This window comes from Thermodesulfobium acidiphilum (genome assembly GCF_003057965.1).
In the GTDB taxonomy this organism is placed as follows: domain Bacteria; phylum Thermodesulfobiota; class Thermodesulfobiia; order Thermodesulfobiales; family Thermodesulfobiaceae; genus Thermodesulfobium; species Thermodesulfobium acidiphilum.
This window is the reverse complement of record NZ_CP020921.1, coordinates 1,412,066-1,433,801: the sequence shown is the minus strand read 5'-3', so window position 1 is coordinate 1,433,801 and position 21,736 is coordinate 1,412,066. Positions and strand designations below refer to the sequence as shown.

The 21,736-nt window shown below is 33.9% G+C and carries 20 protein-coding genes; 5 read left to right on the top strand and 15 right to left on the bottom strand.

Annotation, left to right across the window (positions count from 1 at the left end; genetic code table 11):
• Window positions 1-24: 24 nt before the first annotated feature.
• The 9 genes from feoB to TDSAC_RS09210 form a co-directional block, all read right to left on the bottom strand.
• A complete protein-coding gene (gene feoB / locus TDSAC_RS07180) occupies window positions 25-2,022 on the bottom strand; it encodes a ferrous iron transport protein B (RefSeq protein ID WP_108309566.1) in 1,998 nt (665 codons plus the stop codon).
• A complete protein-coding gene (locus TDSAC_RS07175; RefSeq protein ID WP_199919754.1) occupies window positions 2,019-2,255 on the bottom strand; it encodes a FeoA family protein in 237 nt (78 codons plus the stop codon). The genes feoB and TDSAC_RS07175 overlap by 4 nt, the downstream gene beginning before the upstream one ends.
• On the bottom strand, window positions 2,245-2,889 hold the full coding sequence (locus TDSAC_RS07170; RefSeq protein ID WP_108309564.1) for a metal-dependent transcriptional regulator: 645 nt from the start codon (window positions 2,887-2,889) through the stop codon (window positions 2,245-2,247). The genes TDSAC_RS07175 and TDSAC_RS07170 overlap by 11 nt, the downstream gene beginning before the upstream one ends.
• Window positions 2,886-3,101 (bottom strand): hypothetical protein, encoded by a 216-nt coding sequence (locus tag TDSAC_RS07165; RefSeq protein ID WP_108309563.1) that lies wholly within the window; start codon window positions 3,099-3,101, stop codon window positions 2,886-2,888. The genes TDSAC_RS07170 and TDSAC_RS07165 overlap by 4 nt, the downstream gene beginning before the upstream one ends.
• A gap of 361 nt (window positions 3,102-3,462) precedes the next feature.
• The gene (locus tag TDSAC_RS07160; RefSeq protein ID WP_108309562.1) at window positions 3,463-4,314 is read right to left on the bottom strand and encodes a DNA adenine methylase; all 852 of its coding nucleotides are present in this window, start codon (window positions 4,312-4,314) and stop codon (window positions 3,463-3,465) included.
• Between the two features lie 278 nt (window positions 4,315-4,592).
• Window positions 4,593-5,849 carry a sensor histidine kinase gene (locus TDSAC_RS07155; RefSeq protein ID WP_234405738.1) on the bottom strand — a complete coding sequence of 419 codons (1,257 nt, stop codon included), beginning with the start codon at window positions 5,847-5,849 and terminating at the stop codon, window positions 4,593-4,595.
• Between the two features lie 62 nt (window positions 5,850-5,911).
• Complete coding sequence (locus TDSAC_RS07150) at window positions 5,912-6,580, bottom strand: response regulator transcription factor (protein WP_108310357.1); 669 nt, start codon at window positions 6,578-6,580, stop codon at window positions 5,912-5,914.
• A 68-nt stretch (window positions 6,581-6,648) separates the two neighbouring features.
• Window positions 6,649-7,020 (bottom strand): PepSY domain-containing protein, encoded by a 372-nt coding sequence (locus tag TDSAC_RS07145; protein WP_108309560.1) that lies wholly within the window; start codon window positions 7,018-7,020, stop codon window positions 6,649-6,651.
• Window positions 7,021-7,125: 105 nt separating this feature from the next.
• Window positions 7,126-7,248 (bottom strand): hypothetical protein, encoded by a 123-nt coding sequence (locus TDSAC_RS09210; RefSeq protein WP_267894108.1) that lies wholly within the window; start codon window positions 7,246-7,248, stop codon window positions 7,126-7,128.
• Window positions 7,249-7,292: 44 nt separating this feature from the next.
• On the opposite strand from TDSAC_RS09210, the gene TDSAC_RS09205 reads away from it, so the two are divergent.
• Window positions 7,293-7,418 carry a hypothetical protein gene (locus TDSAC_RS09205; protein ID WP_267894107.1) on the top strand — a complete coding sequence of 42 codons (126 nt, stop codon included), beginning with the start codon at window positions 7,293-7,295 and terminating at the stop codon, window positions 7,416-7,418.
• A 249-nt stretch (window positions 7,419-7,667) separates the two neighbouring features.
• Here TDSAC_RS09205 and TDSAC_RS07140 read toward each other — a convergent pair whose 3' ends face one another.
• The 5 genes from TDSAC_RS07140 to TDSAC_RS07120 are packed head-to-tail and all read right to left on the bottom strand — an operon-like array spanning window position 7,668 to window position 16,734.
• Window positions 7,668-8,849 (bottom strand): DUF3644 domain-containing protein, encoded by a 1,182-nt coding sequence (locus TDSAC_RS07140; RefSeq protein WP_108309559.1) that lies wholly within the window; start codon window positions 8,847-8,849, stop codon window positions 7,668-7,670.
• Between the two features lie 7 nt (window positions 8,850-8,856).
• A complete protein-coding gene (locus tag TDSAC_RS07135; RefSeq protein ID WP_199919752.1) occupies window positions 8,857-9,738 on the bottom strand; it encodes an ATP-dependent nuclease in 882 nt (293 codons plus the stop codon).
• A 45-nt stretch (window positions 9,739-9,783) separates the two neighbouring features.
• Window positions 9,784-10,305 (bottom strand): AAA family ATPase, encoded by a 522-nt coding sequence (locus TDSAC_RS07130; protein ID WP_108309557.1) that lies wholly within the window; start codon window positions 10,303-10,305, stop codon window positions 9,784-9,786.
• Between the two features lie 4 nt (window positions 10,306-10,309).
• Window positions 10,310-13,639, bottom strand: a complete 3,330-nt coding sequence (locus TDSAC_RS07125) for an Eco57I restriction-modification methylase domain-containing protein (protein WP_108309556.1) — start codon at window positions 13,637-13,639, stop codon at window positions 10,310-10,312.
• On the bottom strand, window positions 13,639-16,734 hold the full coding sequence (locus TDSAC_RS07120; protein ID WP_234405737.1) for a helicase-related protein: 3,096 nt from the start codon (window positions 16,732-16,734) through the stop codon (window positions 13,639-13,641). The genes TDSAC_RS07125 and TDSAC_RS07120 overlap by 1 nt, the downstream gene beginning before the upstream one ends.
• Window positions 16,735-16,876: 142 nt before the next feature.
• Here TDSAC_RS07120 and TDSAC_RS07115 point away from each other — a divergent pair, with 142 nt between their 5' ends.
• Window positions 16,877-17,107, top strand: a complete 231-nt coding sequence (locus TDSAC_RS07115) for an Rpn family recombination-promoting nuclease/putative transposase (RefSeq protein WP_108309554.1) — start codon at window positions 16,877-16,879, stop codon at window positions 17,105-17,107.
• 59 nt (window positions 17,108-17,166) lie between these two features.
• Here the strand turns inward: TDSAC_RS07115 and TDSAC_RS07110 are convergent, their stop codons facing one another.
• A complete protein-coding gene (locus TDSAC_RS07110; protein WP_108309553.1) occupies window positions 17,167-18,048 on the bottom strand; it encodes an MBL fold metallo-hydrolase in 882 nt (293 codons plus the stop codon).
• A 101-nt stretch (window positions 18,049-18,149) separates the two neighbouring features.
• Between TDSAC_RS07110 and TDSAC_RS07105 the strand changes: the two genes are divergently transcribed.
• The 3 genes from TDSAC_RS07105 to iorA all read left to right on the top strand — a co-directional run bounded on the left by TDSAC_RS07105 (window position 18,150) and on the right by iorA (window position 21,718).
• Window positions 18,150-18,503 (top strand): 4Fe-4S binding protein, encoded by a 354-nt coding sequence (locus TDSAC_RS07105; protein WP_199919751.1) that lies wholly within the window; start codon window positions 18,150-18,152, stop codon window positions 18,501-18,503.
• Window positions 18,504-18,645: 142 nt separating this feature from the next.
• Entirely contained in the window at window positions 18,646-19,953 is a 1,308-nt protein-coding gene (locus tag TDSAC_RS07100) for a phenylacetate--CoA ligase family protein (protein ID WP_108309551.1), read from the top strand.
• A 22-nt stretch (window positions 19,954-19,975) separates the two neighbouring features.
• Window positions 19,976-21,718 carry an indolepyruvate ferredoxin oxidoreductase subunit alpha gene (iorA, locus tag TDSAC_RS07095; RefSeq protein WP_108309550.1) on the top strand — a complete coding sequence of 581 codons (1,743 nt, stop codon included), beginning with the start codon at window positions 19,976-19,978 and terminating at the stop codon, window positions 21,716-21,718.
• Window positions 21,719-21,736: the final 18 nt, after the last annotated feature.

Sequence of the window (21,736 nt, the reverse complement as noted above, 5' to 3'; positions counted from 1 at the left end):
AACCTCCTAAAATATTTTTTTGTATTAATGAAATGCTAATGAAAATATTTGATAAATTAAAGTTGCGCTAAGCCACCCTATAACTAAGCTGTAAAAAACGCTAAATGCTGTCCATTTTAATGAATTTGTTTCTCTATAAATTACACCAATTGTTGCAAGACATGGGATGTAAAGCAGACTCATTACCATAAATGTATATGCGCTCAAAGGAGTCATAAGTTGTGTTAAAGAACTCGAAAGTTTGTCTTCGCCACCAAATAGTGTGCCCATAGTGCCGACAACCGTTTCTTTTGCTAGAAGTCCAAAGATTAGGCTTACTGCAGCCTGCCAGAATCCAAAACCAGCTGGAGTTAAAATTGGTGCAAAGAATTTACCCAAAATACCTACAAATGAATCTTCACCAGCATAATCTACACCAAATGGCAAACTTGATAACAACCACACCAACATAACGCCAAACAATATTATCGTACCAGCTTTTTTCAAGAATTCCTTTGTTCTTTCCCATGTGTGTATTGATACGGCTTTGATGGTAGGCATCCTATAAACAGGAAGTTCCATAATTAAAAATGATACTTTGCCTTTAAGTTTTGGAATTGTACTTCTAAACAATTTTGCACTAAATATGGCAACAAAAATACCTAGAGTATAAAGTGAAAATATAATTAGTTCAGGATGATTATTTTCAAAAAAAATCCCGGTTAGCAACACATAAATAGGCAAACGTGCAGTACAAGACATGAATGGATTTATAAGTATTGTTAAAAGCCTATCCCTTTCATCAGCAATGGTACGAGTTGCCATAATCGCTGGTACATTGCAGCCAAAACCCAGTATTAAAGGTATAAAAGCTCTACCTGGGAGGCCAATACTATGCATCAACCTGTCCATAACAAAAGCAGCTCTTGCCATATAACCTACATCTTCCAAAAAGGATAAAAATAGAAACAAAATTAGTATATTTGGCAAAAAGGCTACCACTGTACCAACACCCCCAATTAAACCGTCCTTAATAAACGATTGTAAAATTGGATTTTGAATGTAATTGGATAGGAAATTACCAAGAAAATCAAAAAACTGATTAATATAATCTACAAAAAACCCCCCAAGCGTAAATGTTGCTTTGAAGACAATCAACATCACAATTGCAAAAATAGGTAATCCTAAATATCTATTTGTAACAATCTTATCTATTTTGTCTGAAAATGTTAATCTATCTTCTATGCTTACCAGATGTTTAGTTGAACTTTTAACGATTCCCTCTATAAGAGCGTATCTTTTTTCAATAATTTCTGTTTCTAAATCTGAATAAATTTCTTCCAAGTTATTTATTTCCATTAAAGCGCTTTCAACAATGCTCTCTTTGTGTAATCGCTTCAATTCCTCTGAAATAACTGAATCCTGTTCTAAAAGTTTTATAGCCAAAAAACGCTTGTTATAAGGCAATTCAACACTGCTTAACAAATTTTCAATCGTTTTTATTGAATGTTCGATATCTTTACCATAATCAACAAAAAATTCGTCCTGATTTTTATGGAGTTCTTCATAAATAGCTTTTTTTAGCTCATCAATTCCTATCCTTTTTGTAGCAGATGTTTTTACAATTCGAGTTTTTAAACTTTCAGAAAGTTTAGACTCATCAAATTTGATTTTATTTTCTACAAGATCTATCATATTAAGCGCTAAAAGAGTTTTAGCACCAAGTTCCTTTAATAATATAAAGAGGTATAAGTTTCTTACTAAATTTGTGGAATCTACTATACATACAACCAGATCAGGTTTTTCTTTAACTATATAATCTCTCGCTATACGTTCATCAATTGAAGCTGCAGTTAGGCTATAAATACCAGGTAAGTCTACTACGTTTATTTTTGTATCGTTATAAACGAATTTACCTTCTTTTTTTTCAACAGTAACGCCTGGCCAGTTACCTACATGAGCATTAGCACCTGTAAGCTCGTTAAAAATTGCTGATTTTCCAACGTTTGGGTTGCCGATTAAAGCGATTGTAAATTCTTTCATACAACCTCCCTGACTATTATTTTTGAAGCAAAACCCTTGCACATGGTATATCTGGAACCATTAAGCGCAACAATCAACGGTCCATTTGCTTTGTATAATAACCTCAATTTTGCTCCTGGTATAAATCCCATTTCTAACAATTTTGCGCGTAAGCCACAACCACCACCTATCCCAATAATTTCATATTCCAAATTCTCATCAGCTAAAATAAGCGGTATATTTCTATTTTTCAACAATTATTTTTTCCGCCTCATCTTTCCTAAGGGTTAAATGGTATCCAAGTAGAGTCACTTCAATAGGGCTTCCAAGCGGTGCAACTTTTTCCACCTTTATTGCCGTACCAGGTGTAGTGCCCATAGAGAGCAATTTGCTTTTTATTGATGATCCTTCAATTCCAATAATCTTAGCAGTTTCCCCTGCATTTATTTGACTTAATCTCATATATGCCTCCTTTTTTGAAAAATTTTCGAATTGCTCTTTGATATTTGGATTTTTAGAAAAAAAATCTGTAAGTTTCACCAAGCATTCATAAGTTTCATTTGATAAATCGTGTTCAAGTTTGTGAGCATCTTTAATTGCTATGCTTTCCTGTATACCCAAGGTAAATGTTAAAAATTTCAATATGTATTTCTTTCTTTCAAGCAATTTTTTTGCCATTTCAATGCCGTAGTCTGTCAATATAACATAACCATATTTTTCATGTTTGATTATCTTTTTTTCTGCAAGTACTTTTATTGCACTTGCAACGGTAGGTAAGGTTACATTTCGTGCATGTGCAATATCTTTAATACGCGCTACAGCATTTTTTGATGTCTGTTCAAAAATATCAAGCAAATAATCCTCTTGCGTTTCACTTAAATAGATCATTTTTTACCTCCTTTAAGAAAAAGTTTTTTATTACAAATCTTACAAATTGAACACATATTTAAACTTAGATCCATATAACCCACTTTGTTTTTATTAACAAGTTTGAATATTATCTTTAATAAATCACCTCGCTCTAAATTAGTTTTTTTTAATATTTCATCGAATGTAAGCCCTTTGTGTTTACGTAAAAGATGTAATAAATATTCTTCCATTAAAACCTCCTAAGTTAGAGTTATCTAACTTTATAAGTGTATTATAACTTTTAATTACTGTCAATACTATAGTTTGTTGTTGTTAACGGACAGTGGGTTTTTAACTGTAAAAGAAGACGTTTCTAGGTACTAGAAACATATTATTTTGCTCTTTCTAGGATAGTGGTTATACCTGAAGATAAACAAATTCGCCATTTTTCCTTAATAGCAAATAGTAATTTTGTTTATTTGAATTGAAAATATAAAATCATTAAGTAATCCTCCCTTATATTAAAAGAGAAAGTTAAGGAAGAAGAATCTGACGCAATTAAGTTAACGGTACTCATTATTAAGTTGATTTTGTATATTTTAAATAATTTGTTCAATAATTTCTAATTAATACTTCAGTTATCTTGCCTCGCCCATTTGAGTTTGAATTAATATTGCGTGATGCAAAAACCTTTTTGATATTATATGATGCGTATAGTCCATTTATAACCTCTGTATCAGAATTGGAAAGTAAAAATTTTACACCTTTTTTATCAAGCTCATCGCAAACAGCTTTGAGTCTAAATTGCATACCTATGTCAAATCCTTCTTTTGTGTATGACGTAAAGTTTGACGATTTATTTAAAGGAAGATATGGGGGATCGAAGTAAACAAAATCGCCTTTCTTTATATGTTCTAATATTTCTGTAAAATTTGCACATCTTATTTCTGTGCTTTGTAAAATTTCTGAACAATTTAGAATATTTTTTTCATCAACAATTTTTGGGTTTGAATAATTTCCAAAAGGTACATTGAACTGTCCCTTACTATTAACCCTATAAAGTCCATTGAAACAAGTTCGGTTTAGGTATATAAACCTACTTGCTTTTTGGATATTTGACCATTCTTTATAGTTATCATCTCTGTCAGCATTTCTAATTTTTAAGAAATATTCTTTGGAATTTTTGTGCTTATGAAGATCGGTTATCAGTTCTTCAGGATTATTTTTTACTACAAGGTACAGATTTATTAACTCTTCATTTGTATCAGAAATATAGGCATTTTCAGGTTGTATTTCAAAAAAGACAGCGCCGCCTCCTATAAAGGGTTCGAAATATCGATTGAATTGTGTAGGCAAGTTTTCTTTAATCACAGAAATGATCTGTCTTTTTCCGCCTGCCCATTTAACAATTGGATGAACCTTTAGTTTTTCTTTACAATTATTTTTTTCTAAAACTGTTGGCATAAGACCTCGTAACTCTATTTTTTAAAGATTGTAAATAAATTAAATTTTCAGAATCAATCTTAACTTTTATAAGTTATGACATCTTTGTTTTTATTATATCAATTTTTATGGATAGCTCTTATGAAAAATCTATAAAAAAATATGAAAAATTTTGTAAAGACCATGATGATAAAATACAAATTGCCACAGATAATGCCAAGAATGTAGACAAAGAAAATACTAAAAGCAAGGCGCAAATTATAAATTGGTTGAATTATTATTGAAATCTGAATAAGCTTTTAAAATAATATGCTTACTTTTGTCCCCATGTTAGGCGTGCTATCTATTTCAATCTTTGCATTGTGCAGATCTAAAATTTCCTTTACAAGGCTAAAGCCCAGCCCTAAGCCTTCAATTTCTTTTGACCTGGAAGGGTCTGCCCTGTAGAACTTGTCAAACACTCTGTTAAGCGAATCTTTCGGTATTCCAATGCCGCTATCAATAATTTCCACGCGCTTTTCTGGATAAATCATAATGTCTATTGTGCCATTTTCTTTATTGTACTTGATTGCGTTGTCTATAAGATTTAAGAAGACTTCCATAATTAGCGTTTCATCAGCATCAATCAAAAATGTGCTACCCTGAATATTAAACTTTAAGTTTCTTTTTTCTATCTGATCTTTTAGCAGAGCAGATGATCTTTGAATTATTTCTTTAATGTCGAGAGTTTTCTTTTCCAGAAGTTGTGTGTTTTCTATTTTTATAAGCTTGAACAACGTTTCTATAATGCCTTTCATATGCTGGGAAGTCTCTTTTATCTGATTAATGGTGTTTATGTATTCCTGAATACTTCGCTGTTTTCTGAGTGCAATCTCTGTTTCCATCAGTATTACGCTAAGGGGAGTCTTTAACTCATGAGAGACATCTGCGACGAATTGCTTTTGTTTAGTAAATGCGTTGTCAAGCCTTTCAAAGGTACGATTGAATGAGACTGCAAGAGGCTTTAGTTCATCTACTACGTTTTCGTCAATATGACTATGAAACAAATTTGACTCAGAAAGTTTGCTGATTGTGTGAGAGATCTTTTTAATTGGCTTGAGCATTATGTTTACAATAAATAAGCCTCCTAAGGCGCTCAAAAGAATTGCGCCTGCAATAGACAGAATTAGTATGCTGAGGTATGTTTTGAGAAAATCTACTTTGCTTTCAATATCCTGAGCACACTCGATTACAAGATGATCTTTATTTATAGTTATGTTGTACAAAACAATGCGAAGGGGTTTATTTTTAAAATGGATGGTCTGAGCTGAATTTACGATTGGCAGACTATCAGAGCCTAAAGATTCAGATTTTTCGACAATTTTTGAATTCTGAATTATCTGAAAGTATTGATCTGATCTTTTAGAATATTCTTTCATGATTTCGTCTGAAAATTGTAAGTTTATGCCATTGTCTTCATTGATAAGTGTAGCTATTGCCTTAGCCTTTGCAATGAGAGCGTTATCGATTGATTCTAAAACGATATTCTCAAGACTAAAGTATAAAAAAATCCCCAATACCCCGAATATTGTAAAGGATATAATGCAGTAGTATAAGAACAGCTTAAATTTTATAGAATTCACTCTTTTAAGCTATAACCAATGCCACGAAATGTATGGATTAATTTTTTATCAAAATTTTTATCAATTTTGTTCCTGATTCTATTTATAAATACGTCTATAACGTTACTATATAAATCAAAGTCTTCATCGTATAGGTGTTCAATTATTGCTGTTCGACTTATTACTTTGTTTTTGTTTAAGGCTAGATATTCAAGAAGTGCATATTCCTTTGCACTAAGATCAATTCTCTTGTTACCTCTCTTGACTGTTTTTTCTGCTGTGTCAATTACCAGATCACAAATCTTTATTATTGGGCTTGATGCAGCAAATTTTCGCCTTATTAAAGCTTTTACCCTGGAAAGTAGCTCTTCAAATGAAAATGGTTTTGTAAGGTAGTCGTCAGAGCCGCTGTCTAAACCTAAAACCTTATCCTTTACTGAATCTTTGGCTGTAAGTATAATAACTGGAGTTGAGATATTTTCTTCTCTTAATTCTTTCAGTAAGCTAATGCCATCAATTATGGGAAGCATAATGTCAAGTACTATAGCATCATAAGTATTATTTTTAGCAAAAAAAAGCCCATCTTCGCCGTTGTATGCGACGTCTACAGCAAATTTTTCTTCCTCAAAGCCCTTTTTTATTAAATTTGCAAGAGTTTTTTCATCTTCTACTATCAAAATTCTCATTGTGCTCATATTACCTTAATCCTTTAAATTTTTCAATAAATAAAGGGGGGACAAGCCCCCCAAGAAAATTAATCCTTTTCTTCAACGCTTTCTTTCTGATTATCTGTCTGATCTACTCCTGTGCTTAAGACTCTGGCGTCCTTTGCATCTACTTTTACTTCGTACATCTGATTGTTTGATACTACATCTACGTTCCAGACCAATGTGCCATTTTCATCTTCGAGCTTTGCTTTGATAACCTTTCCTGGCTGAGCTGCAAGTGCACTGGATATTGCCTGATCAACTGTTGTGTTCGACAGGTCTGCATAGCTTGCTTCATTGTCCTGTGTAACCTTGATAGAGCCAGTCACATACTGATTAGCTGTAGCTATTCCTGCTACTGAAGTAGTAAGTAATATTCCTCCAAGAGCTAGAACTGCAAATTTTTTTGCTTTGTTCATAACACACCTCCATTTTTAATTCTTGTAGAAAACTATACACGAACGAATATTAACAGAAGATGAACGGGTAAATTGAAATTTCTTACTGGTCATTGTTGAACTGATCTATATATTAAGGCTTGCCTTGCCGTTTATCAGCCCAGCCTTCATTTCTACGCTGCCCTGAACCATCGACTCTTTATCAGAAATTTTGTAAATATAGGTCAGGTTTCCTGGACCATCTGCCATCCAATTAACTACGGCCTGACCAGCTTACTGAAACTAAAGAGGTATTGTCACCTAAAATAAGACATATTTTTGTACTATTTGTCGAATCAATTCCGCAAAGTTGTGCTGCCTGCAGCGCTGAATTGCTTGAAAAAACTGCTAACCAAATTACTATACATATTCCTAAATAATGACACTCTCTGAAAAGAATTGATATTTTTAATGGCTTTGCTTTGTATAGTAATTTGGTATACTTCACTAACTCCTTTCATGTTATTTTTAATTTTAATTAAAATTATATATTTTATATACAATATTGTCTATTTCTTAATAGATTGTTAACTAATGCTGATTTCTTTCCTTAAGAAGATGCTAATTTTGTTGCTATTAATAAGACTATTTTTGGTGTCATTTCTCTATTATTTTTATTTCATCCTGTGTTAAGTTATATAATTTATATTATGCACAAGTTGGTCGATTTCCTTTTCAAAAGCCTGAGTATCTGCTTGTGGGTTCTCTTTCTTGGCAGCATCGATTTTGTCAACAAGATCCTCTATGCGTTTGACCAACTGCTCGTTGGAAGGGGTGATGGGAGGATATATTTTTTTAAATTCTTCAATAATTTTAGGATCATAATACCATGTAGAAGCTTTTTTTTCACTTTTAGGATTATGTACTCTTTCATAAGCAAGTTTGTTCTTATATCTTTCTCTTAAATATCTATTAAGTTTGTTAAACATAGTTTGTTTAATATGTGGGCATTTTGTCTTTATTTCTTTTCGCAATTCTTTATATGTCCATTGAAAATTGTTAGGTATGCCATCAATCAACTCTTTTTTTTCTTTTATTAGTACCGTTCCAATTTTCAGTTTTTCTTTTTGTTCCTCTGTTAAATCTTTTTCATTTATAAATTCCAATGCTAAAGCATCTCTGCTTCCATGATTTCTTACTTGGATAAGCAAAGCTTTAAATGAGTACTCAGGTGATTCAAACTGATCTGTAGTCAGCGATGACCGATAAGTTTTTATAAAGTTTACAATTTTTTGAGCATCATTCTTTTTTAATTCATTTTTTGATGCTTCTATAAAATTTTTTGGTGACCGTGCCAATTGTAAACTAAAGGAAAGTGAATTTTTGATAGAATATTTTTCACCAAAATTTTGCTCCATAAAATTATTAAAGTTAATAAGCAGTGCTTGACATTCCCCAAAAATACTATCATCAAGTTCTGGAAGGTTTCGATGAACAATCTTATTTCTCAATGGAATAAAAAACTCTAAATTTTTTCTTACCGGTGGGTTATTATCTTTAAAATATTGTTTAACACACTCCTGCAACTCCCACCATTTGTTTTCTTTTATCTCTTGATCATCTGGCAATTTCTCAATTATTTGTTCAAACCTTGGTTTTTTTTGATCACTATTTTTCTCTCTATAGAAGGGTTTTATCTTATTCTTCAAGAAGTATGCATGAAATAGAGATGTCCAGGCAATACACATCATTGTTATATAGCCTCCTGATTTAAAAGAAACAGCAGGCTTATTATAAAATTCAACCGCAAGTATTGCTGAATCCCTTGCTTTTTGAAGTAATTGTTTTACTTTGATAGGTTCGCCTCTCATAAAGATATTATCTTTTAATTAACTCAATCATAACTTTAATTGATTCTTTTAATTCTTCATCGCTAAAATTTTTGTCTTTCATAGTTTGATTTTCAGGATGGTGAACTTTATTTCTTATAAAGGTTGGTAAAGTTACCTCTATTTCTTTGCATTTTGGGTTACCATTATTTTCTTTCGTCCATTTTTTAGTTTTCCGAACGCTATTACGCTTATTACAAAGCCACTTTTCAAATTCGGTCTGCTTGTATTTTTTCGACTTCTCTTGCAAATAACCATATAGCTCATCGTGAAATTCTATGGTAGGGTGGTTAAAAGCAAAATAATTTATTTCGCCCCAACTTGGGCTCCAGGGGAATAAATCAAATTTTTTACTTTGTTCAATCTGAACCTCATTATTCTCAATTCTAGCTACTAACAATTGAATATTATCCTTTCCGATGCAATTCTTAAAAAATATTGGCGAATGAGTTGAAACAATAATTTGATGTTGTTTAGAAATATTCTCTAAATATTCAGAAAGCTTGTATTGCAAAGAGGGATGTAAATGCAGTTCGGGTTCATCAATCAGGATAACAAGTTTTTCTTTTGACATGGAAGCCATTGTTTCAAGAAACATAAGCGAAATTATCATCTCCACTCCTGAACCAAGATATTTAACTGGCAAATCAATATATTCTTTTTTACTTAAATAGGCATTATTGAATGGTGCTTTTCCGTCAATAAATGAAATATCTATGTTATCAATACTAAAATCTTTAAGTTTTTGATTTAATTTTTTAAATACATTTTCCTTAATATCAATTAAATCAAGTATTTTTTCTTTTTCAATCTGACTTTTTTCTGTAAAGAAATTTTGACTCTTTTCATTTTTTAAAAATCGCCAATTCAAATCGTCAAAAACAGTATTTATTGATGAATTAAACCCTCTTTGTAATTACTTATCTCTGCCTTTGTTGAAATAAAAACTTCTTGGCAAATCCTTTGTTTCAATTATATTCAAAGATAAAAGTTGTTCTCTAAATTTAAAATCTCTTCCATTTTTTCTTTTAATAGACCACCCTTTAGAAGTTTTCGATATTGTATCTGATGGTTCAATTCTATGCTCAATCACTACTAAATCTGAAAATGCTTTCTTTGGTGTTTTGCGTTCTCTGAATTTTATTTGTAATAAAACTTGTTTAAAAGGGATTTCTTGTTTTGTGTATCCATCTGGAAGCTGTACTTTTAAATTTTCTTGAAATCCAATTTTTATTTTTATAGGATTGTCTTCACCATTATAAAAATCTGTGTGCTTAACTTTTCCAGACAAAAATGATGGTGATAAAGCAAAGTTTATTGCTTCAAGAACTGATGTTTTACCAGTTCCATTGTCACCAATAATGATATTAAAATTTTCCAACTTAATTTTCTGACTTTTTATTGAACGAAAGTTTTCTATTTCAACTTCGTTTATCATAGCGTCATCTCCCTCCCTCTATTATTCTTATTTCATCCTCCGTCAAATCATACAATTTATAAACCAGTTCATCTATTTCTTTTTCAAAAGCCTGAGTATTCGCTTGCGGGTTCTCTTTTTTGGCGACAAGGATTTTGTCAAGAAGATCCTCGATGCGTTTGGTCAGCAAAGAGTTAGAAGAGGTGATAAAGGGAATGGGTAAATTTTCCAAAAATGCCTTTTTATATCTGTATCCTTCTTTACCCAAGCCACCACCAGCATACCAATTTTTAAAGAAATAGGTTACTGGCCCTGAATTTAGCAAACCACAGATATATTTTACATTATTACCAGTCATCAAAAAACTTGTTGCTTCAACATAAAATTTTTCATTGTCAAAATAAAATTGCGGTTGTCTAACTATTTCTGCCCACACCACCTTCTCCTTCTCAAACTCGGGGTAGTAGGCACAATGGCGTAGTTCCCACCAATAATCACCTTTGTCATCTCTTTTTTTTGCCTTTGCTTCAAAGGATTTTAAATGTTGCATTAAAGAAGGAAAAGTTTTTTCAATAAATGATTGTGCATTTTCGTTACCTTTATTATTATTTGTCCATCCGGCAGGAATCACGATAACCCACAGCCCCGCCCACTCATAATAATATCTCTTTATATCCCTTCCTCTAAGAATTGGCTTTATAATTTTGTTTGTTCTTTCTCTTTCTTCTTCAGTTTTGCAGTTTGTAAGTATCTCATCTTTTTTTTCTGTGGTAATTATAAATGCTTCGTTTAAGCCTGTTATTATGCCACGATAAATATTCACATCCCATTCTTTTAGCGGTTTGCCAAGACGCTCAATCTTTTCTTTTAATCTTTGCTCAGCACTGCTTCCTATAAACCAGGCATCTTTAGAGAGTTTTTCAAGTAGTATGCCTTTTTTATCTATTGCATTTAGTATATTTTTTTTGTCTTCTTTTTGCAGCGTGGTAGCGGTAAGCTTATTTTGATTATCTTTCTTTTGTATAAGTAAGATGTTTGTGTCTACTGTTGCGCTTTCAAACACACCAGGACCCAAATCAATTAAAATCTTAGGATTTTGCTTTATAAAAAACTCTCTTAACTTTTCTCCATAACCTGCTCTCATCCACTTGTTTGATGTTATAAAACAAAGATGGCCACCCTCTTTTAATAGATTTATGCCTTTTTCATAAAAAAGAGTGTATATATCCCCCATGCTGTTAAACACTTCGTAATTAAATTTTTTATACTTTTTTGCAAGTAAGCCAGCATTCTTTTGCAGCTGTATATACGGTGGATTTCCGATTACAATGTCAAAGCCACCACTGCGCATTACTTTTGAGAAGTAAACTTCGAAGTCAAATTCTGTATGACCATCTGTAAGCTCTTTGATCTCTTCATCAATTTTTCTTTTTAATTTTCTTTTCCTATCTAAATTAGTTGTTGTATGGTATTCGTCTTCCAACTGCTCTAAAGTATCAAAACTTTTAAATAAGTCTTTTTGAATACATGACAAGGAGTCACCAGAGACCAGCTTGTAATCTAAGTTTGGAAGAGGCTTTATCTGGGTTAAATCTTCTTCGTCCACTACCAGAGATAGCCAGAATCTTAGCCTTGTAATCTCAACTGCACCTTTATCTATATCTACTCCGTATAGAGAATTTTGTATAGAGTGGCGCTTGAAATTATAGGCAGTTTTAGTTTCGTCGCCAATATATAAATTTAGGACTTCTCTTGCCTTTACGATTTCGTGCATAAGACCTATAGGGAAAGCTCCAGAACCTACAGCAGGATCTAATATTCTTATGTCTTCTAAAAGCTTATCTATTGTTTTAGCGTTTTCCTGTATAAAAGCGGGGATCTTTGAAGTATATTTTGTACTTTTTTGTTCTCCTTTTTCAATTTTTTCTCCCTTTTCTATTGCAGTTTTATCATTTTCTATAAACTTTTCAGAGTGAAAAATAAAAGCTTTTAAATCTTCTTTCAGACTTTCTAAATTTTGGGATTTACCTTTAAGATTTTCAAACAAATACTCTACAAGAGCGTTTTGTGCCATAAAGTGCACTATCTCTCTGGGGGTGTAGTAGACTCCATATTCTTTGTTAAACTTATTTTCCGAACCTTTACTCTTCAGTGCTTTTTTATATTCTTCGAAATTGTCCTCTCTTATTGCGTTTAGCTTTTCATAGATTTTGCCTAAAAGTTCTGGGTCTACTGCTACCTCTTTTTCAAGCGGTTCATCTTCTTTTACCGTAAAGTTAAATAAATCAAATATGTCCAGGATACCTTCTTTGGCATTGTTTGAAAAAAGATCATCTGGTATTAATAGATCTATATTTTTCCAGTCATATTCACCAAATGGTTCAAATAGACCGCCGTTTAAAAACGGTATCTTGCAGTCTAAACGTTCATGCCAGCTAGGATCTGCCTGAGAGCTTCTTTCATTGTTTAAGGCGTCGTAAAAAAGATATTCTAAGTAGTCGTTAAAAAAGTTTTTCTTTTCTTCAATACATCTTTCAAATAGTGAGCGCAGAAAATTTTTATCCCCTTCTCCCCAATTTTTTGCTTTAGGAACGCCAAGCCAACCCTTTTTTTGTAAGAAATATAAAAATACAATTTGACCCAGTAGTTTCTTGGAAAAGTCTACAGCGTTGATATTCTTGATTTCAAATTCTTTTCTTAGGGATTCGTTAGTCTTTACTCTTTCTTCTATTTCGTCTACAGTTTTTATAAATAGCTCTTTATACTTTTCAAAAAATTCATCGGTTACGCGCTCTGCACTGAACGCCTTTTCTAGGTCATCAAGTGTAGGCTTTTTATCGGGTGAGAGTAAGGGTAGAAAGCGAGACTGTGCTGTGTGACTGCTTTCATTTTTTCCAACAAGAAATGAATATCTTCTTGCAGGGCTAAGCTCTTCTATCACCTTGCCATTTTCATCAAACCTGTATTCCATTTTTACTAAGGAAAAGCGCCAATTTTCTTGATCAGGCGATACAAAAGCGACGAGCGCTGCGTCCTTAAGTTTGCCGCCTCTACTGCCGTTTAAAAACCATCCGATAAAATTTCTCTGAGCAGTTCTTGCCCTTAATAGAGAGGTTTCACTTTTTAAATGAACTACTAATAGATCTATTTCTTTTTTATTATCTTTATATTTGCCAATTCTTTCAAAAGATTTAATATATTGTTCAAAGCTGTCGGGAATATAATTGCCAACGTATTTGAAAGTATCTTTCTCAAAATCGTTAAGAAGATTTCTTAAAAATTTTGTGAACTGAACTTTATCAAACGATTTTTCAAAGATATCTTTTATTAAATTTTTGAATAGATTTTCGTTCATTACCCCTCCTTTAGATACATGGACAAAATTACTTCTGTTTTATTTGAGATGTTTTCATCAGATGAAGAGCTTGAGTAGTGATCTTTTAGTAACCTTTCAGGTATAGCATTTTGCACTGCGCCCAGAAGCTTTAAAGAATTTATCTTTTGCTCTTTTAGGTTTTCTATAGATTTTAATACTTTGCTTAAAATCTTTTTAGGAATTGCGCCACCTTCTAATTTCTCTTGCAAAATTTCTATATATTGTTCTTGCGTATCTGTAAGAGGAGTTTTGTCCATTGCTTTAAGATATTTTAATATAGTTTGGGATTTATCCTTACCTCTTCTTGTGGAAATGGGTTCAGCGCTGTCTAAGGTTTGTGAGAATTGTTCTATGTTTAAGTCTAAAAGATCATAAAAATTTTCAGGCAGACTTACTCTTTTTTCTTCTTGTGCGCTTTCCAGAAGGGATGCTGCGCTCATAAAATCTAATTCGCTTGATTTGCCTCTTTTTGCAAGGTAAAATTTCTCAACCTTGCCTTTTCTGAAATAAGTGAGCAAACCAGTGTTTTCTTTATTAACCTTCGCACTTCTTGCCTTTTTTGGCAGGTATTTAATTTTTTGGAACAGATCTGGATTGTTTTCCCTGATATCTTGAAGAAGTCTAAAGTATTTTAATTCGCTATTGTCTAAATCGCTTTCTCCAGTAATTGTATTTTTTGAAGTCAATCTTCCAAATAGTTCATGTGAGCCTATTGGTTCACCCTCAGTTAGCACTGCTGCATCTTCACCAAGTAGTGTGAGAAAGGCATCAATTTTGGCCTGTGCTATTTCTTTGAGGTTAATCTGATCGTTTGACTGTTGGGTGGGGAAGAAATTAAAAACATATAGTTCATCAAATTTCGTATCAACTCTGTTTATTCTGCCTGCTCGCTGCATCATCCTTGTGGGGTTCCATGGGATATCATAGTTTATGATCACGTTTGACCTATGTAGGTTCACGCCTTCAGACAACACTTCAGTAGAAATGAGTATATTGTAGTCGTCTCTTTTATTCTTCGCTTTGGCATCAAAGTTCTCTATAACGATGTTTTTTGTATTATTGCTTGATGAGCTGCTGAATACCAGCACTTTTTTATTAAGATTTTTTTTAATCTCTTTTGAAATATAATTTACTGTATCTTTTGATTCGCTAAAAATTATTAATTTCTTATCCTTCAAAATTTTATTTGTATTTAATTGTTCAAGGAGCTTTTCAAGCTTTGGATCTCTATTAACCTTTTCCCATATCTCTTTTATCCTGCAAAAAGTATCGAAATCATTTTTTAGATCTTCTTTAAATTTTTCTTCAAACTCATCGCTTGAATATTTTTCAGCCTTATCTTCTTCTATTAACCTCTGAATAGCTTTGTCATCGTCATTTTCTATATATTCGAATATTTTATTGGTATACTTTTTGCTAATATATACACTTCCTCTATCAAATTCATCTATAAATTTTTTATAGACATCTATAAAGCGATCTATCGTTAGTCGAAATGCATAAAAAGAGCTCTCCAGTCTCTTTACAAGTAGCACTTTCATAAATGTACCCATATTTAGCTGTCCATATTTTTCTATGGCCGAGAGATCTTTTGATTTCAAGTAAAGAAGTGGGGTGTACCTTGCGTAGCGAATTTTTTTGGTTATTAATTTTATGGTTTCGTCAAAAATTTCGCTTTCTTCGTCGTTTAACTCATAAAATAGAGCTATTGGATCGTTTACCTGAGGGAATTTTAATTTATTTTTTTCTAAGTCTTTAGAAAAATACCTTTCTATCTCGCTTCTTGTTCGCCTTATCATAAGATATTTTAAAATTTTTTCTCTTATGAGATATGCGTTTTCCTTAACTGCTTCGATGTACTCTTCTGGGTCTTCCCTTTTGTCTATATTTTTTAAATTTTTTTCCAGATTGTTAAAGAAACCCTCTAAATCTGATATGCCTGGTATTGTGCTCTTTCGTGGATTTTGAAATAGTTTTATCTGAGACAGGATATCCTTTGGAGAATTGTTATATGGAGTTGCACTAACCAATATTACCCTTTTGCCACGACATATTTCAGAAAGAAAGGTATAAGAGACTGTGTCTTCAGTTCTGAACCTGTGAGACTCGTCTATTATGACATTTTTGTACTTATCAAGGTTGAATCTTTCCTTTATCCTTTTTAATTGCCCAATGGATTCTGCTTCGAATTTTAAGTTAAACTCCCTGAACACGTTTACCCATGAGCCAGGATTTTCGGGATCTATTAGAACAGGAGAGGCTAATATAAGAGTTCTGCCATCAAGCTGTGAGGCAAGCATTGCTGCCATATAGGTTTTGCCAAGCCCCACAACGTCAGACAGGAAGACCCCTCCGTATTCTTCCACGATACGCCTTGCGTTTATGACAGCCTGCTTTTGATATTCAAGGTGTAAAAATTCATCTGGAAGCTCTAAATTGTATAGCTCGCCTGACTCTTCCAAATCGCGCTTGAAGTATTCGTATAAAAATTTTAAAAATAATTCATAAGGGGATATGTCACTTCTTAGCCATGTCTTTTGCTCTACGGTTGCTATATAGTCTTCACTTACTTCAACAGAGTTTTCCCAAAGTTCTTCAAACTTTTCTTTGGCAAACTTGTAATCGCTAACATTTTTTAGCTCGACGTTGAATTCTAAATTATTAATCAGGCCGGATTGGCTGAAATTGCTCGAACCTGTTATGACGCGCCCTGTATCCCTGTCATCTTCAGAAAAGCTCATTATGTATAGTTTCGCGTGTAAATTTCTTTCTGGATAGGCTCTGATCTGAATTTTTCCAGATTTAAGCCACTTTTTAAAAAGTTCAATTCCATTTTCTACTTCATATTTATTTTCTGAGCTCTCTATCTCTTCTTTCACCCTATCTGAATATAGCTCTCTTATCTGATGATAGGAGGTTTGATATTGAATAAGATCATGAGTTATTTTATCTGTGCCAATCCCAACTAAAATTCTAATTCTTTTTGTGTTCTCAAAGGCCTCATAAAGATTATAAAAGCCGCTTGTGTAAAAAAAGCCAACTAGACAGTCGAAAAATTCAGCGTCCTTTACCAATACCTTAAAGCGCTCAAGTAAACTTTGCCCATTTTCGTTCGTAATAAAGGTTAGATCTGTATTGATTTTAATTCCCCTCTCACCATTTTTCGTACAATTTTAAACTTATTTGGACATTTGTTCAATATTGATTTATTTTTTCATGTCAAAGAGGTTTAATTTAGACATTGCTTTTAGATTTCAGACAAAGAATAGTTCAGTCCAGGTGTATTATCTCCTGGAGCACAAATCAGAGACATGGAACTTTAGTAATATCCAGATACTCTCATATATGCTTGCAATATGGGAAGAGAATATAAAAAATAAAAGGTCATTAGAGCCAATTATTCCAGTAGTTTTCTATCATGGAAAAACGAATTGGGATAAAATGTAAATGATCTAGAAGAAGAAGAAATGAAAGTTATATTAGACTCTACTTAGTTCAGGATTTTATCATTCTACGTCAAACTTATTTACCTTCGCATATCTGATCAGCCCTGCAAGGTTCATTTCATCAGGATTTGCAAACTGATAGAAATCTCTAACCTTTTTATCTGTGAAAAATGAGTCTACATATTCTTTAAATATAGGAAAAAGTGTATTATAGTCATCTGAAAATTTGATTTGCTTTTTTATGAATTCATCGTATTTTATAAGGTTTTTTCTTAAAGTTTCGAGATGATATTCAACATCGCTGAAGCAGCCGAAGTGGGATGGACATATATAAGTAGCATTATAACTTTTCATTTTCTCTATAGTTTTTAACCAGATGGGGATGTCTATGTCAGGAGGTGGGACTGCTGGCATAATAGGGCCATTGCCTATTCTTACTCCTCCGGTATCACCCGTAAACAGGTGATCGTCAATTAAATAAACGTTGTGATGTTTTGCATGTCCTGGAGAGTCTAATACTCTAACCTGGATATCGCCTATAGTTATAATTTGCCCATCTGAGGTCTCAATTACCTTTTCTTCGTCAATAGGGAGGGTATCTCCCCAGAGTTCATAAGTTCTCTCTTTATAAACCATTGTGGCTGATCTTATAAGTTTTTCAGGGTTCACGAGATGTCTCTTGCCATTTGGGTGAACGTATATCTTTGCACCTTCATTTGCGAATCTGAATGCGGCTCCAGAGTGATCCAGATGTATATGGGTGATAAATACATATTTGATATCCTTTATTTCATAACCAAACTTTCTCAATTCAGCTTTCAGATTTTCAAAGGTAGAATCAGGACCCGTTTCTACCAGAAATGGCGGATCTGATTCTACAAGATAGCTACTAAGCACTTGCTTTGAATTTAAAAAATTTAGATCAAGAGTGTGAATTCTCATCTTTCCTCCAGAGTAAATTTAGATTAAAAAGTCGATAAAGGATATTTTATATTAATTTTGTTAAAATTAAACTTTAGAGGTGATAATAAATGAGAGGCCGAATGTGCGGATATAGAGGTAGAAGGCATCATAAGGGGAAATTGGGGTGTTTTTCAAGAAATAATTTAAATAATTTTTTTGGAATTGGAGTAGTTAATCCTCAGATTGAAGGTGTTCAGTTAAACGAAGTTGAAAATACTAACAATACTGTTCAAAAGAGTCCAAGAAAATTAAAGGTTGCAAGAGTGTATCCTATTTTGTGCAAGGGATGCGAGATATGCCTAAGATTTTGTAAAAAAGGGGCAATATCAATGGTAGAGGGCAAAGCGTTTGTGGATGAGACTAAATGTGTAGGCTGTGGAGTTTGTGTAAAGGGTTGTAAAAACGATGCTATAAGTTTAGTTGATAGGTTATGACTATTTAAATTTATTTGCTATATAGTAAAATACATCTAAAGCAGTTTGCCCTAAGTTCCGCCTGTTGGGAGTAGGGTTTGTAATGGCGGACTAAAAATATCCCAACCTGAGATCTATGGACTCAGCCGAAGAGTAGGAGATGATGAAATATTTTAAACCCGAAGTGGAGCTTTTGCCCAGAAAAGAGATAATTAGTTTACAGGAATCAAGACTTAGAAGATTAGTGCGCTATGTCTACGAATTTGTCCCATTTTACAGAAAGAGATTTAACGAATTAGGGATAAGCCCTTCTGATATTAGAGATATTGAGGATATCAGAAGGCTCCCCTTCACGTTAAAGAGCGATCTTAGAGATAATTACCCGTTTGGCATGTTTGCAGTAAATAGAGGAGAAATAGTCAGGCTTCATGCATCAAGTGGCACTACGGGAAAGCCTACTGTGGTTGGGTATACTCAAAACGATTTGAACGTTTGGGCTGATCTAGTGGCAAGAGCACTTGTGGGGGCTGGAGTGAGCAAATATGACACTGTACACATTGCGTATGGATATGGACTTTTTACAGGTGGTTTAGGACTTCATTATGGCGTTGAAAGACTTGGCGGTACGGTAGTGCCATCCTCTGGAGGCCAGACGAAAAGACAAATTCAACTTATAATGGACTTCGAGGCAACAGTTATAGCTTGTACCCCATCTTATTTACTACACCTTGCTGATGTGGCTGAGGATATGGGGGTTAGCCTTAAGGATTCGAAACTAAGGGTTGGGGTACTTGGAGCCGAACCGTGGTCTGAAGAAATGAGAAAGAGAATTGAAGAAAGAATTGACTTTACTGCAGTGGATATATATGGCCTTTCTGAAATAATGGGGCCGGGAGTGGCCTGTGAGTGTCTTGAAAAGGATGGGCTTCACGTTGCAGAAGATGCGTTTATTGCAGAGATTGTAGATCCGAATACATTAGAACCCTTGCCTCCAGGTGAGGTTGGAGAGCTGGTAATAACTACGCTTCTAAAAGAGGGAATACCTCTTATTAGATATAGGACTAGAGACCTGACGAAACTTAATGTTGAGCCCTGTGTATGCGGCAGGACTCATGCAAGAATTTCAAGAATACTTGGGAGATCCGATGACATGCTTATTATCAGAGGGGTAAACGTATTTCCCTCTCAGATCGAATCTGCACTGGCTCAGGTGGAGGGAACTTCTCCTCATTACTTGATAATAGTAGACAGAGAGAAAGAATTAGACACTATTGAAGTCTGGGTTGAGGTTTTGCCAGAATTGTTTACTTCAGAAGTAAGATCTCTTGAAAGGCTTCAAAAGAAGGTAGCGGACTCCATTTATAACATATGCGGGATATCGGTAAAGGTAAAGCTTGTTGAGCCGAAAACCATAGAAAGATCAGAGGGTAAGGCAAAAAGGGTGATAGATAAAAGAAAAATTAACAAATAAGTTCTTAAGGGGAGTGTGAATTTTGAAAAAGATAATGTTAGGCAACGAGGCAATTGCAAGGGGGGCATGGGAGGCTGGTGTGAATTTTGCATCGGCATATCCAGGAACGCCTAGTACTGAAGTAATGGAGAATCTTAAGAAATATAAAGAGTTATATGTAGAGTGGGCTCCAAATGAGAAAGTGTCTCTTGAAGCCTGTTTTGGAGCATCTCTTTCAGGTAACAGGAGTATATGTTCTATGAAACACGTTGGACTGAACGTTGCTGCAGATGTGCTTCAGACTATGACTTACACAGGAATAAATGCAGGATTGGTTATTGTGGTTGCTGATGATCCGGGAATGCACAGTTCTCAAAACGAGCAGGATACCAGGTATTTTGCAAAGATGTCAAGAGCAATAGTCCTTGAACCATCGGATTCTCAAGAGGCGAAAGACTTAACCAGATGGGCATTTGAAGTTTCAGAAGAGACTGATTTGCCTGTAATAATTAGATCTACTACGAGACTATCTCACTCTTCTTCGATAGTAGAGCTGGATGATAGGATACAGATCCCAAAAAAGAATATTGACAGAAATCCAGAAAAATATATTGTTTTGCCTGCTAATGCAAGAAGACTCAGGGTAAATCTTGACAATAAAATAAAAAAGGCTGTTGGTATCTTTGAAAAATCAAGCTTTAATAAAATAGAGGGCAATGGAAGTACTGGAGTTATTGCCTGCGGCGTTGCTTACGAGCACGCAAGGGAAGTCTTTAAATATGCTTCATTTCTAAAACTTTCTACTACCTATCCCCTGCCTAAATCTCTAATATCTGATTTTGTTAAAAGATTTGACAGAGTTTATGTCATTGAGGAATCAGATCCCTTTGTGGCAGATGAGATTAGGGCAATGAATTTGGGAGTAGAGGTTGTTGGGAAAGAGGTGTTCGAGCCCTCTCTTGAGATGTCTCCAGATCTAATAAAGAAGACGTTATTTAACGTAGAGGCTCCAAAATATGATTTGCCAGTTCTTCCCAGACCTCCGCTTCTTTGCGCCGGATGCCCACACAGAGGAGTTTATTATGCTCTGAATCAAATAAGGATGAAAAAAAAGGATCTTTATATAACATCTGATATAGGGTGTTATTCTCTTGGAGCACTTAAGCCCTTGGACGCGACAGATACGATTATATGTATGGGTGCAAGCCTTGGGATGGCTGCAGGACTTGCTCAGAGTCTTAAATCAGATGATGGAATTAAAGTAGTAGCTACCCTGGGAGATTCTACATTTACTCATGCAGGGCTACCTGGTATTACTGAATTGGTTTACAATAAAGCTCCTGTGCTTGTAGTAATCCTTGATAACAGAACCACTGCAATGACAGGGCATCAAGGCAATCCTATGTCTGGCATAAGGGCAAGAGGGGATGAAATAGAGCCCATAAAGATAAAGAAGGTTTTGAAAGGTTTGGGGATAAATCATGTAAAGGTTGTAGATCCTATAGACTTTAAAAAGCTTCAAAAAACCATTGAGAAGATGTTAAAACTTAATGAACCCTGCGTTATTGTTTCGAAAAGACCATGCGTTCTGATTGAAAGAGCTCAAAACGCTAAATATGTAGTGGATGAAGAAAAGTGTAAGGGTTGTAAGGTATGTCTGAACATAGCATGCCCTGCGATGAGTTTTGATAAAGATGTAAAAAAGGTGAAGATAAGAGCTGATCTGTGCTATGGTTGTGGATTGTGTGTAGATGCTTGTCTACACGGTGCAATAAAGCAATTATAAGTGCTACTTTAGACCTGG

What these genes read in the sequence shown, in the direction of transcription:
- TDSAC_RS07170 (WP_108309564.1), bottom strand. Translation starts at nt 2,889, where the DNA reads ATGATCTATTTAAGTGAAACGCAAGAGGATTATTTGCTTGATATTTTT.
- TDSAC_RS09210 (WP_267894108.1), bottom strand. Translation starts at nt 7,248, where the DNA reads ATGGCAGATGGTCCAGGAAACCTGACCTATATTTACAAAATTTCTGAT.
- TDSAC_RS07140 (WP_108309559.1), bottom strand. Translation starts at nt 8,849, where the DNA reads ATGAGAGGCGAACCTATCAAAGTAAAACAATTACTTCAAAAAGCAAGG.
- TDSAC_RS07100 (WP_108309551.1), top strand. Translation starts at nt 18,646, where the DNA reads ATGAAATATTTTAAACCCGAAGTGGAGCTTTTGCCCAGAAAAGAGATA.
- TDSAC_RS07145 (WP_108309560.1), bottom strand. Translation starts at nt 7,020, where the DNA reads ATGAACAAAGCAAAAAAATTTGCAGTTCTAGCTCTTGGAGGAATATTA.
- TDSAC_RS07130 (WP_108309557.1), bottom strand. Translation starts at nt 10,305, where the DNA reads ATGATAAACGAAGTTGAAATAGAAAACTTTCGTTCAATAAAAAGTCAG.
- TDSAC_RS07115 (WP_108309554.1), top strand. Translation starts at nt 16,877, where the DNA reads ATGTCAAAGAGGTTTAATTTAGACATTGCTTTTAGATTTCAGACAAAG.
- TDSAC_RS07110 (WP_108309553.1), bottom strand. Translation starts at nt 18,048, where the DNA reads ATGAGAATTCACACTCTTGATCTAAATTTTTTAAATTCAAAGCAAGTG.
- TDSAC_RS07105 (WP_199919751.1), top strand. Translation starts at nt 18,150, where the DNA reads ATGTGCGGATATAGAGGTAGAAGGCATCATAAGGGGAAATTGGGGTGT.
- TDSAC_RS07160 (WP_108309562.1), bottom strand. Translation starts at nt 4,314, where the DNA reads ATGCCAACAGTTTTAGAAAAAAATAATTGTAAAGAAAAACTAAAGGTT.
- TDSAC_RS07125 (WP_108309556.1), bottom strand. Translation starts at nt 13,639, where the DNA reads ATGAACGAAAATCTATTCAAAAATTTAATAAAAGATATCTTTGAAAAA.
- TDSAC_RS07150 (WP_108310357.1), bottom strand. Translation starts at nt 6,580, where the DNA reads ATGAGAATTTTGATAGTAGAAGATGAAAAAACTCTTGCAAATTTAATA.
- feoB (WP_108309566.1), bottom strand. Translation starts at nt 2,022, where the DNA reads ATGAAAGAATTTACAATCGCTTTAATCGGCAACCCAAACGTTGGAAAA.
- TDSAC_RS07165 (WP_108309563.1), bottom strand. Translation starts at nt 3,101, where the DNA reads ATGGAAGAATATTTATTACATCTTTTACGTAAACACAAAGGGCTTACA.